Annotated in this window: 9 protein-coding genes and 1 pseudogene; 6 read left to right on the top strand and 4 right to left on the bottom strand. The window is 43.8% G+C overall.

Going from position 1 to position 12,340, the window contains the following annotated elements; genetic code table 11:
* Positions 1–246: pseudogene (locus tag H1A14_RS22325) on the bottom strand (hypothetical protein); the annotation flags it as partial.
* 249 nt (positions 247–495) lie between these two features.
* On the opposite strand from H1A14_RS22325, the gene H1A14_RS22320 reads away from it, so the two are divergent.
* Positions 496–1,119: a YiiX/YebB-like N1pC/P60 family cysteine hydrolase gene (locus tag H1A14_RS22320; protein WP_228527925.1), complete on the top strand. Its 624-nt coding sequence runs from the start codon at positions 496–498 to the stop codon at positions 1,117–1,119.
* 286 nt (positions 1,120–1,405) lie between these two features.
* A complete protein-coding gene (locus H1A14_RS22315) occupies positions 1,406–2,074 on the top strand; it encodes a hypothetical protein (RefSeq protein ID WP_194778530.1) in 669 nt (222 codons plus the stop codon).
* A gap of 69 nt (positions 2,075–2,143) precedes the next feature.
* Here the strand turns inward: H1A14_RS22315 and H1A14_RS22310 are convergent, their stop codons facing one another.
* The gene (locus H1A14_RS22310) at positions 2,144–3,043 is read right to left on the bottom strand and encodes a mechanosensitive ion channel family protein (protein ID WP_194778529.1); all 900 of its coding nucleotides are present in this window, start codon (positions 3,041–3,043) and stop codon (positions 2,144–2,146) included.
* Between the two features lie 513 nt (positions 3,044–3,556).
* On the opposite strand from H1A14_RS22310, the gene H1A14_RS22305 reads away from it, so the two are divergent.
* The 4 genes from H1A14_RS22305 (at position 3,557) to H1A14_RS22290 (ending at position 9,557) form a co-directional block, all read left to right on the top strand.
* Positions 3,557–6,505 carry a DNA polymerase III subunit alpha gene (locus tag H1A14_RS22305; RefSeq protein ID WP_194778528.1) on the top strand — a complete coding sequence of 983 codons (2,949 nt, stop codon included), beginning with the start codon at positions 3,557–3,559 and terminating at the stop codon, positions 6,503–6,505.
* A 174-nt stretch (positions 6,506–6,679) separates the two neighbouring features.
* Positions 6,680–7,234, top strand: coding sequence for an REP-associated tyrosine transposase (locus H1A14_RS22300; RefSeq protein ID WP_194778527.1), 555 nt, complete (start codon positions 6,680–6,682; stop codon positions 7,232–7,234).
* A 101-nt stretch (positions 7,235–7,335) separates the two neighbouring features.
* On the top strand, positions 7,336–7,911 hold the full coding sequence (locus tag H1A14_RS22295; RefSeq protein ID WP_394355342.1) for a cellulase family glycosylhydrolase: 576 nt from the start codon (positions 7,336–7,338) through the stop codon (positions 7,909–7,911).
* A gap of 371 nt (positions 7,912–8,282) precedes the next feature.
* The gene (locus H1A14_RS22290) at positions 8,283–9,557 is read left to right on the top strand and encodes an erythromycin esterase family protein (protein ID WP_194778525.1); all 1,275 of its coding nucleotides are present in this window, start codon (positions 8,283–8,285) and stop codon (positions 9,555–9,557) included.
* Between the two features lie 4 nt (positions 9,558–9,561).
* Here H1A14_RS22290 and H1A14_RS22285 read toward each other — a convergent pair whose 3' ends face one another.
* The gene (locus H1A14_RS22285) at positions 9,562–10,866 is read right to left on the bottom strand and encodes a putative oxidoreductase C-terminal domain-containing protein (RefSeq protein ID WP_228527924.1); all 1,305 of its coding nucleotides are present in this window, start codon (positions 10,864–10,866) and stop codon (positions 9,562–9,564) included.
* 85 nt (positions 10,867–10,951) lie between these two features.
* The gene (locus H1A14_RS22280) at positions 10,952–12,322 is read right to left on the bottom strand and encodes a Gfo/Idh/MocA family protein (protein WP_194778524.1); all 1,371 of its coding nucleotides are present in this window, start codon (positions 12,320–12,322) and stop codon (positions 10,952–10,954) included.
* Between the last annotated feature and the right edge of the window lie 18 nt (positions 12,323–12,340).

Genomic DNA, 12,340 nt, shown 5'->3' with positions numbered 1-12,340 from the left:
CTTCACTTTAATGTCTCCTGTTTCAAAGTCCATGTAAAGGTAGTTTTTACCGATTGAATTGTAACAAAACAAATACCTGCCAGAATCAGACGCTACCAATTGGATATTCGATGGGTTTACATAAGCCAACTCCTTTGTCGTAATGGTTATGTCATCGACCTTTACTAACCGATAACTCTCTTGCCTGGTAGAATGGCTGCAACCCATTCCCGCAATCATGATGAAAACAAACAATAACTTTCTCAAATTTTATTTTTTATGATTTTAAACAGATTTTGGGAATTAAGATTTTATGGCTTCACGGGATGGGTAGCATTGGAGAAAAACGGCTAGTTACTTTAAATTTAAGTAAAAAATAAACTAAATATATAATATTTTGAAGTTTGTTTTAGTTACTTGATTATTTATTAAGTTAACAAATTCGATGGCGAATGACTAACTTTGCGAAGGACATTTGCTCCACAATTTATGTACAAGAAAAACCTGATAATTTATTTGAACTTGTTTTTGTTCCTTACCTTCCTGTCCTGCCAGGACAGCACCTTGGATTGGCAGGAGGGCGATATCCTCTTTCAGGACGGGGAATGCGGGGATTTCTGTGAGGCCATCCGCAAAGTGACCGAAGGTTATGAAGGCAGAGAATTTACTCACAATGGCCTTTTGATCAACGAAAACGGCAAATGGTATGTACTCGAGGCCACCAGCCAAGGGGTTAGCCAAACACCCCTGCATGATTTTCTGGAGCGGCACCTGGACCACAACGGGAGACCCAAGGTCATGCTGGGCAGACTCAAACCTGAGTATCAACACCTGATTTCACAAGCCCTTGAGGAGGCAAAAAAGCAGATCGGAAAACCTTATGATGCTGCCTTCGATTTTGATAACGACGCCTTTTACTGTTCTGAATTGATTCACTTTGCCTTCAAAGTAGCCAATGATGGGGATGACCTATTCACGCCTCAGCCCATGACCTTCAGGGATCCTAAAACAAAAAAGCTGTTCCCTATTTGGAAAACTTACTTTGAGGAATTGGGCATTCCGGTTCCTGAAGGCCAAATGGGCCTCAATCCAGGAGGGATGTCACTGGATCCCGTTTTGAAAATGAGGACGGTTTTTTAATCTGGTTGGAGTCTTTTTGACAGTTTTTTCATTTTCCACCGAAAAATCACCCCAATGGGTGATGGAATCACCTGATCTTTGGGACAAATTTACCCTAGGAAATCAGGCTATAGCAAATATTTGATTCCTTGGTTAAAGGTCTAAATTTTGTCCGTTGGAAACACACGGATAATGGAGGCTTGCTTTTAAAGAAATTGCCAGAAACAGGCGGCTATTCTTTGAACGGTCCCCCATTGGGGTATGGATTCTTTTTAAACCATCAAATTAACCTTCAAACACCAAAAACATGAAAAGCATTAGTAACCCATTCAACTATGGAAGCCTCTTCTTCATCTTGGCTTTATTTATCTTGGGCAGTTGTATGAACGAAAACATGGAAGCGCCACAGCTAGACATTGAAGAAACAGAAATTGCGCAGGACATGGACGACTTTGATGATGAAATCGGTGCTTTCCTCCGAAAGAACCCTTCCAATCAAAACCAACTCCTGGCCCAAATCCGAGCGGCAACGGCCAAATACCATCGCTTTGAAGTAGCCAATGCAGACGGGTATGAATTGGATCATTGTGTGCAGCACCCTTTTTTGGGTAGCATGGGGCATCATGCAATCAATGAAGACCGGATCAAACCCTGGGTAATTCCCAGTGAACCCGGAGTATTGATGTATGAGCCCACCAGAAATGGTAGGTTGCAACTGATTGGAGTGGAATACCTGGTACCAGCCGAGCCATGGGATGAAGAAAATGATGCACCACCATATCTGGGGAATCAAGTATTCGATGATCACAGGGAAATGACTTTAAATGAAAAAGGGGAACCGGTGAATGCCAAAGGAGGACCTCCATTCCCCCATTACCAGCTGCATGTATGGCTTTGGAAAAACAACCCAAGTGGCATGTATTTCCCCTTCAATCCCAATGTAAGCTGTGATTATGCCCAGCCGGTAGACCACTAATCATACAGAATAATGTTTCCTAAACCATAGTCAAAAGAAGCCTCTGAATGTCTGGTTCAGAGGCTTTTTTCAATCCTTTCCCTGGGAATTTTCAAAATACACAGATGTGATTGGATATACGATTCTGATTTCTTTTTCCAATCGGAAACGCTCCAGGATTGCCTCTGTGATCTGATGCTCAAAGCCTCTTCTTTTCCTGGGATTGCACAGGTAGCGCATGGCCAGCTGAATGCCCCGGTCATGGATTTTGATGTAAACAGTGGGGGTGTATTGGGAGAAAGAAATAAAATGTGCTTTTTGTGCATACAAGATGGCTTTTTCGATTTTTTTGAAATCTTTCTCAAAAAGTTGGTTCATGATCTCCTGTAAAATCTGCTGGGCTTTTTTGTAATCGCTATCCAAGCTGATAAACAGCAACTGTTCATGCCAGATGTAATCAAAACCCTGACTGTAGTTGGCTTGGGGATCGGTGAATACCTTCCCATTGGGTACATGGACGATCCTCCCTGTACTCTGATCCGCATCCACCCAAGCCCCTACCTCGATCAAGCTGAACTGAAACAGCCTCAGGTCTACCACATCCCCTCTGAAATCTCCGATTTGAATTCGATCACCCACGTCAAAAGGCTTGCGCCAATAGATGAAAAGCCAACCTGCAATATTGACGAAGATGTCCTTTAAGGCAATGGCAATACCGGCTGACAGCAGACCCAGAAAGGTGGTGATGGACTGGAAGTTGTAGATCCAGATGTTGCCGATCAGCAGCAATCCGATGATGGCCAAACTGTACTGAATGGTTTTGCGCCAATGGTAAAGCTTCCTCATCTCCCCGTCCGTCCGGGTCCCGATGATCTTGTAAGCGCCCTTTTTAATCAGCCACAGGATCACAATGATCAGGATGGTTTTGTAGATGTTCCACCTTACATCCTGGGCAATGATATCATTGAGGTACTCGATCCAGTTTTCCATGCCAGCAAATAAAGTTCTAATCTAAGGGTAGTTTGGTGGAACTTCAACCGGTTTACCCAAAAATCGGATGAAAATCATATTTTTTCCAAAACATACATGAAACTATGCTTACCCAGCAAGAACTTTATGCGATTTTCGGGTTTGCAAACAAGTTTCCTGGTTAAGCTAATTTTGCCTAACCGAAAAATAACATGTATTCTCTCGATTTGACTCCTCTTCTGCCCTAATCAGCTGTAGTACAACCCCTTTCTTTTTTTATCTCAAAAACCGACATCTTCCTTCACAAGACTTGACTTTTCAATGTTTATTTGATTAAATTATAAACATAAAAATGTTAATAAAATTAACAAAATAACCTCCGAACCAAGATTCCTCTGACCAAAGGGCTACATCCAAAAATTATCCATCATACATCACAACCGAAAGAGCGCATCCATCTATATCACAGCCTAGAGGCTGTATATATCGCCGACCGAAGGGAGGCATATTTCAACCTTAATTCCAATTATTTCAATGTTCATCAACTGCCACTCCTACTACAGCTTCAAATACGGCACCATGTCCGTGGAAAAACTGATCACTGAAGCCAAGGCCAAAAAGCTCGATGCCCTGGCCCTGACCGACATCAATTCAGTGTCCGGAGTATTTCCCTTTATGCGGGAAGCCCAGCAAAAGGGCATCCATCCTGTCATAGGCATTGATTTCCGCAACGGGGCAAGACAGCAATACATCGGCCTGGCCCGCAATCAGGAAGGCTTTTACGAACTCAACTTACACCTCTCCCATCACCGGATCAAGGGTTTGCCTTTTGGAGAAAGAGCCCCTGGATTTGGGGATAGTTTCATCGTATATCCCTTTGGTGAAAAGGTCTTTTCCCTCAGGGAAAACGAATACATCGGCGTCACGCCCTTCCAGCTCAACCGCCTGATGAAATCGCCCTGGTACCGGTACAAGGACAAACTGGTGCTCCTACAGCCGGTCAGTTTTTCATCGCAGCTGACCTTCAATGCCCACCGGCTCCTCAGGGCCATCGATGGCAATACCCTGCTCAGCAAACTGGATCCCGGAGAACAGGGTGATATCAGCGATACCTTCTACAGCTACGCCGACATGGTGGGCCGTTGCGTGAGACACAGCTACCTGCTCTACAATGCCCAAAAGCTGCTGGAACAGTGTCAGTTTTCGTTTTATTTTCAGGCGGTCAAAAACAGACGGGATATCCTGGGTTCGGACTGGGAAGATTATGATTACCTGCGGCAAGAGACCTTCAAGGGTGCCCTCAGGCGCTACCCTGACCTCAGCCCCCAGATCACGGCCAGGATCGAAAAGGAGCTGGAGCTCATCCAGCAAAAGGGTTTTGTTTCCTATTTCCTGATCAATTATGACATTGTCAACTACGCCCAGCATAAAAACTTCTACCACGTGGGCCGGGGCAGCGGTGCCAACAGCATTGTGGCTTACTGTCTGGGCATCACCGATGTGGATCCGATTGAGCTGGATTTGTATTTTGAACGATTTATCAACCTGTACCGGGAAAATCCCCCGGATTTTGACATTGATTTCAGCTGGACGGACCGGGATGATGTGACGCAGTATATTTTCGAAAAATACAACAAAGGAGAGCAGGAACATGTCGCACTCCTGGGATCATACAGCACCTTCCAATCCAACTCCATGTTGCGTGAACTCGGGAAGGTCTTTGGCCTCCCAAAAACTGAAATCGAATCCCTGATTTATTATGCAGGCAAGCCTGACCATGTCCCTGACCAGTACGGAAAGCTGATCATCAAATACAGTCAGGTGCTCCACGGCATGCCTTCGCATCTGACCATCCATGCCTGCGGGATTCTGATTTCCCACAAACCGATACATTATTACACTGCCACAGAAATGCCTCCCAAAGGCTTCCCGCTCGCACACATTGACATGCATATCGCGGAGGACATCGGCTTGCACAAGTTTGACATCCTCTCTCAGCGGGGTCTGGGCCACATCAAAAGTGCCCTGGAGATCATCTACCAAAACCAAGGCGTGAAAGTGGATATCCGTGAAGTGGAAAAATTCAAAAAAGATCCGAAAATCAAGGCGCACCTCCGCGATGGGCATACCATAGGGGCATTCTATGTGGAGTCCCCCGCCATGCGCATGCTGCTGGCCAAAATGAAAGCGGATGAATACCTGGAGCTGGTAGCCGCCAGTTCCATCATCCGTCCAGGGGTGGCACGCTCAGGCATGATGCGGGAGTACATCCTGCGCCATGTGGATCCTCAGCGCCGAAAACAGGCCCATCCCGTGATGATGGACATCATGCCCGAAACCTACGGCATCATGGTCTATCAGGAAGATGTGATCAAAGTGGCCCACTATTTTGCGGAACTCAGCCTCAGCGAGGCCGATATACTCCGGCGTGGCATGAGCGGGAAATCACGGTCCAAAGACGAATTCCAACGGGTCAAGGACCAGTTTTTTGCCAACTGTAAAAGACTGGACCGGGACTCCAGGATCACGGAAGAAGTATGGCATCAGATCGAGAGCTTTGCAGGCTATTCCTTTGCCAAGGGACATTCTGCCTCCTTTGCGGTGGAGAGTTATCAAAGCCTGTATCTGAAGGCCTATTTCCCGCTGGAGTTTATGGTGGGAGTGATCAACAACTTCGGGGGATTTTACCATACCGAATTCTATGTCCACGAACTCCGCATGAACGGTGCAGACATACAGGCTCCCCACATCAATGAAAGTGACCATCTGACCAATATCAAAGGGAAGACGGTCTATCTCGGCTTTATCCACCTCAAGTACCTGGAAAAAACCAGTGTGGAAAAGCTTCTTGCTGAGCGGAAGGCCAATGGGCTTTTTCTGGGGCTTGCGGATTTTGTATCGAGGGTAGGCATCAGCTTGGAACAGTTGCTGATCCTGATCAGGATAGGATGTTTCCGCTTTACCGGCAAGAGCAAACAGGAACTGCTCTGGGAAGCGCATTTTATCCTGAACAAGCGCAAAGCCATCCCGGGCGGCAATGAGCTGTTCAAAAAGGCCGGCTTCAGGGAACTGCAGGTGCCGGAACTCGAGGCGGCGGATGTACGGCAGGAGATTGTGGATCAGATCGACATCCTTGAATTCCCCTTGGATTCCCCTTTTCTTTTGGTCAAAGACCAGACTGTCCCCAGCATCAAGGCCCGTGACCTGAAACTTTACCTGGGCAAGCGGGTGCAGATCATCGGCTACCTGGTCACCATCAAATACACGAGGACCGTCAAAGGAGATGTGATGAACTTCGGCACCTTTGTAGACCGGGATGGGGACTGGATAGACACGGTGCATTTCCCCCCTGTGGTCAAAAAACACCCCTTCAAAGGCCGCGGCATCTACCTGATCAAAGGCAAAGTCACCGAGGAATTTGATTTTTACAGCATAGAAGTGGTCAGCTGCGAAAGGATGGCATATTGGAATGCGGGGGATTGAGGGGGTTTGAAGTGGTTCAAGTCTTCAGAATGGTTCAAGTCTTCAGACTTGGACCAATCAAAATCCAAGACCAAGTCTTGGACCATCGGTTGCAAATTTAACCACTCCATTATTGCCAAAGTCAACCCAAAACCTTAAATTCAACTATACTTTTAAACCAAAACTTTTTTTACTATGAGCAGAAAGTACAAAATCAGGGATCAGGAAAAACTTTACTTTGTGACTTTTACTATCATCGAATGGATAGACTTATTCACCCGAAAGATTTATAGAGATATTTTGCTAGACTCTTTGCGCTACTGTCAACAAAACAAAGGATTAGATCTTTGTGCATATTGTATCATGTCTTCCCATGCACATTTTATCATAGGTAGAAACGGCGAACAAACATTAGAGGGAATCGTGAGAGACATTAAGAAGTTCACCGCTGTAAAAATCATAGAGGAAATTCAAATGAATCCCCAAGAGAGCAGAAAGGATTTTTTATTATGGCATTTTAGTAAAGCTGGAAAGTACAATCCCAATAACAAAAGCTTTCAGGGATGGCAACAACACAGTCATCCTGTAGAACTGAATACAAACGACAAGCTATCAAGATGTCTGAACTATATCCATCATAATCCAGTGGAAGCAGGAATAGTGCTTTCACCAGAGGAATATCTTTACAGCAGTGCTGCTAATTACGCAGGATTACCAGACCGTTTGATAGATGTAATTTTAGTAGAATAGTGACCACTTGTTACAAGTGTTCAACCCTGGTTCAAGTCTTCAGACCTGCCCGACGCAGGCGGGCTTGGACCAAAGACTCCAAAGTCTTCAGACTGTGAAAAGTGCAGTCTGAAGACTGCAAGAACCTAGGTCCAAGTCAAAGACTTGAACCAGTAAGGTCAGAAAATGACATGGCTGCCTGGGAAGACCAGATTAGGGAAATTTCAAAAGCTATACGTGACACCGGCAACAATAATATGATTGTAGTGCCTGGGATGAGCTGGGGACAGGATACTGGCTCATCTTGGAATTGTGAGACAGTGACGGACTCCAAGAGTTTCATTTTGTCTCATGGACCTGCGTTGATGGAAGACTTTGACAGGATGATGTTTGATTTTCATATCTACGACCAGTGGGATCAGGGTTTTTCTAAATTAGATGGCTTTTTCACTTGGCTTGAAGAGCTGGGCTTACCCACAATGGTAGGCGAGTTTGGTGTCGATAATGCTGGGAGAATAGAAGCTACAAGGGTTGAATATATGTTTAAAGCAGCTGAAACACACTCATTTGGAAGAGTGGCTTGGCATTGGTTTGGCGGAGATAACAACAACCTAACAACAAGTGGCAACGGTGGAGCTTGGAATATTAACAATCACCAAAATCCAACCAACCTTACTTGGAAAGGTCAAAGGATTTGAAATGACAATCATAATTTGCCAATTGGTGAATAAAGTTGAAGATTACGGGGACTAAAAAATTATGATTTGTAATCAGCTGAAAAAGTACAAATTTCCCATCAAAAGTATTATTGCAATGTCTGCCTTGAATAAGTTACGATTGATTTTTTTATGATGAGTTAATTTGAGACTAGCTACCTTGTAATCCTACTTACAACTTTCCCTAAATCGAATATTTATTGTAATCATACTTCCCACTTCCAGGTTCATTTCTATTCCTCCAAAACTACCTATTCGATTTTGATAACTATTTAGGACTGTAGATAAACTATGTGATCATGGGTACATAAAACTTTCTTCATTACATTTAAAGTTGAAATGATTTTTAAAATATGAAAACCTATCAAAAAGCAATAGCGATAATTCTTTCGATTTTGGTAATCTGCTGGTTGGTTTACAGATTGCTGATCATTGATTTCTTGTTTCCCATAAACAAGGATCTGGCAATATTTATTTCAGAGCATACCGTTGAAATAGCCAGCATTGACCCGATGGATCCAACAATGGTAGGTTTCGAGCACATTGCTCAAGCTATAGGAGATTCCAGGGTGGTGTTTCTTGGAGAACAAGACCATGGTGAAGCACCAACATTTTTGGCGAAGACAAAACTGATCCAATACCTCCACCAAAACATGGGATTTGATGTTGTTGTTTTTGAAAGTGATTTCTTTGCGTTGAATTTCAATAGTTCTGATTCCTTAATTGGACATAGAACGGATTTCCAAGAGAACATTTATTCTATTTGGTCTAAATGTCTTGAATGCCAGGACCTCTTTGAATATATCGAAGCAAGCAGAACCCAAGAAAAACCAATTTTGATTGCCGGTGCAGATCCCAGACATTCTATGGTTAATTCTGAAAAGTGGTTGGTTCCTTCCTTTATGAAATATATGGACGATGTAAATTTATTTGAATCTGGAGAAGAGAAGGAAATCGTACGGGAAGTTCTCCATGAACTGTTGGAAAGGGAATACAATTCCGAAGTAAACGAACGGGACAAAGATACTTTTATGGGCTTTTTGGATAAAGCAGAAATACATCTTGACGATTCTATCTTTTGGTACCAAGAAACACGAAACCTCAGAGGATTCTTCTATAACACCTTCAGTGATTCAAACAATGAAAGAGATGTTCAAATGGCAGATAATTTATTATGGTTATTGAAGCATCCCTTTCGTGACCGAAAAGTGGTTTTTTGGGGAAGTAATTCCCATATTTTCAAAAATTACACAACCCTAATCGAGAAATATGGACCAAAAATTTCCAATGACTCCACCAATATGGGGTCGGAAGTGGCTAAATGGCTTGGCAATGATCTTTACATCATGGGCTTCACTTCTTTACAGGGAGAAGGGGGACGTCTTTATCAAGAAAGTTATGAAATCGGACTTCCAGACCCAAATCATTTTGAAGCATTGATTCATCAAAAAGATTTTGATTATGCATTTATTGATTTCCAAAAAAACCCAAATGAATTGGAAAATATCGGACATTTTTGGATGAAAACTTTGGTGCATCAACCCAATTATTATGCTTGGCATAAGATGTTTGATGGAATTTTTTATATCAAAGATACCTACAGATGCACCGCTGTACCAAAACCTTGAGGTTTTAGTTATTATCGGTTGATGCCTTTTCCAGCGCCTTTGTAGTGGTGTAATACTTGACCACCATATTCGGAACTTCCCATTCTGGCATGCTTCCGTTTTCGAAGTATTCCAAAAATTGCTCCGTCACTTGGGCGAAGTGGGCTTCATGTCCGACATGGTAACTTTCTGGTATAAGGACTTTATATATTCCGCTAACCGGTTTTTCTAAATCAAGACCGGGATATTTTTGTTGAAGAGTAACAGTTAAAGCCTCTTTTAATGCTTCATGTTGATCACCCAAAAGTTGCACATACAAAGTCGGGATATATTTTTCCTCCTTACCCTGCCTGATAATCAGGTTTGCTTTGGTTCCCCGCATCATGCTGTAATGGGTGTCTCCAGCACCTTCAGGAGCTTGAAAATTCCAGATAACACTCACTTTTGCATGCTTTCCTTTTAGGGTATAATTCATTTCACCGTTGCAAAAGACCCTCAGCACATTATCCTTGATATCCTTTTTAAGGAATTCCGGGAATTCGGTTTTACCAGTTACTGTTTTGAATTCTTCCAAAGACAAAGGAGTTGCCCACCTTTTCGCAGCAATCATTTTTACATCAGTGGTGTCCAGAACCATTTCTGGAAAAGCCTCCCACTGGATCAAATCCACCAAATGGGTGGTCACATCCACAATGCCTTCTCCCTCTACTTCCACGTCAAAAAACCAGTCAGGTCTTATCAAGGGTTGTCCTGAAACAGTTTTGAAAAAATGGTGGACACTTTCTTTCGTGATGGCGGGGTTATCAGGAGAACCGTCTTCCAAATCACCAAAAACTTCCGGGATCATGGAAAGCTCTTTTTGCAAGATGGAAGAGATTTCAAAACGCTCTGTCATGATATCGTAGACCAGCAAATTCTTTTGCGAAGCCTCTTCAAATGCTTTCTGTAATTTCCTAAAGCCTTCCTGATTGATCACCAAAGGTTTATCTGCATAGACATGGATGCCACTGGAAATGGCGGAGCTGATGTAATCGATTTTCCGGTCATTTTTTCCTGCCACCACCATCACATTACCAGGTTTTTTGGAAATCATCTCTTCCAGAAAGTTGTCCCCCTTCACCAATTTCAATTTCCAGGCAGTAGGAGATTCATCCCTTTGATTAAAGCTACTGATTCTTTTGAGGTAATCATCCAATTCATCCCCTTCGGGGGCAAAAACATGGACTGTCGAATCCACATGGGGATACATGGTTTTGTGGATCAACCCTGCATGAAAATGACCAGGGTCAAGGCTCATTATAGTGACTTTCTCTTGAGGGTTTTCTGACATTTTGTTCGTTTTTGGGCTGGTGCAAAACTGAAAAACCAGCATCATGCCCAATCCAATGGTTAGGATTTTTTGAAATTTAACCTGTTCAAACTTTGACATAATCAGTACCGTAAGGGGCTCTTTGGATTCTGCTGAGATGGGTATTGGCATCAGGGTCTTTTACAAATTCCTCTTTTACTGGATCCCATTCTAATTTCCTTCCGAGTTTCATGGCTATGTGACTGACCAAACAGACCGAGCAATTTCTATGGCCAATTTCCGCGGGAGAAATCGGTTCTTCTCCTGATTGTATACAATCCAGCCAATTGCCATGTTGTTCTTTGCTTCTGTAAAGGTGGATTTCGTCCTCACCGATTTTGGATTGGAGGATTTTTGGATCGGAAGCATCCAAGGCTTTGGCATTGTCCCCCTGTGCCACTGGGTCACTCGCGGAGGCCACATAGTTACCTCTTGATACCCAAATCCAGCCTTCTGACCCTTCGTATCGGATTCCATTTGGATAGCCACCACTGGTTAGCATGACAATGCCGCTGTCATATTCTGCTTTGACCATAAAATCCCCATGGACATTCCAAAGGCCTGACCTTGGAAATTCTGCCACTGCTTCTACATATCTAGGCCCCGTCAGATCGGTGTCCATACCCCAAGCGGCAGAATCAAAATGATGCTGTCCCCAACCTGTGATCATGCCTGCCCCATAGTTTTCATGTCGTAACCAACCTGGGCGGCCATAATCGTTTTGTGGATGCACGCCAATTTCTGTGTAAGGGACCTCGGGTGTAGATCCAAGCCAGGCATCAAAATTCAGGTTGGAAGGTATGGACATTGGGGGGGCATCAGGACCGGAAGGGTCTCCGGGAAGTCCAATCCGTACTGTATGGATCTTTCCTATTCTTCCATTTCTGACCAATTCAGCGGCAATCCTAAACTGTTCACTGGAACGTTGTTGGGTTCCCAATTGTAGGATTACTCCTGTTTTATTGACTACTTCTACCAATTGCCGACCTTCTTTGATGGTCAATGAGGTGGGCTTTTGAAGGTAAATGTGTTTTCCTGCCAAAGCTGCCTCCATAGCAGGCTGTGAATGCCAATGGTCAGGAGTACTGATGATGACTGCATCAATATCCGGATCCCCAAGCATGTCATGGTAATCTCCATATTGTTTGACATCCACATATGAGGTACCCATTTTTTTGGTATAGTAATTCTCTATCAATTCCTTCCCTTCTTTCATCCGCTTGCTGTCCACATCGGAAACTGCCACAATACGGGCTACATCGTGTTGCCAAGTCCCGGGAAGATCATGCTCCCTTGCAATACGGCCACAGCCAATCTGGCCGACATTGATTTTATTGCTAGGGGCATTTTTTCCAAAAACAGAAGCAGGCACAATGGTTGGAAAGCCAAGAATAGTTGTCGCCATGGTGGTGGTTTTTATAAAGTTTCTTCTTTTCACGCGTTTTCAGGTTTGGTT

This window comes from Pararhodonellum marinum (assembly GCF_015354735.1).
GTDB lineage: Bacteria > Bacteroidota > Bacteroidia > Cytophagales > Cyclobacteriaceae > Pararhodonellum > Pararhodonellum marinum.
This window is presented reverse-complemented; position numbering and strand designations above follow the sequence as displayed.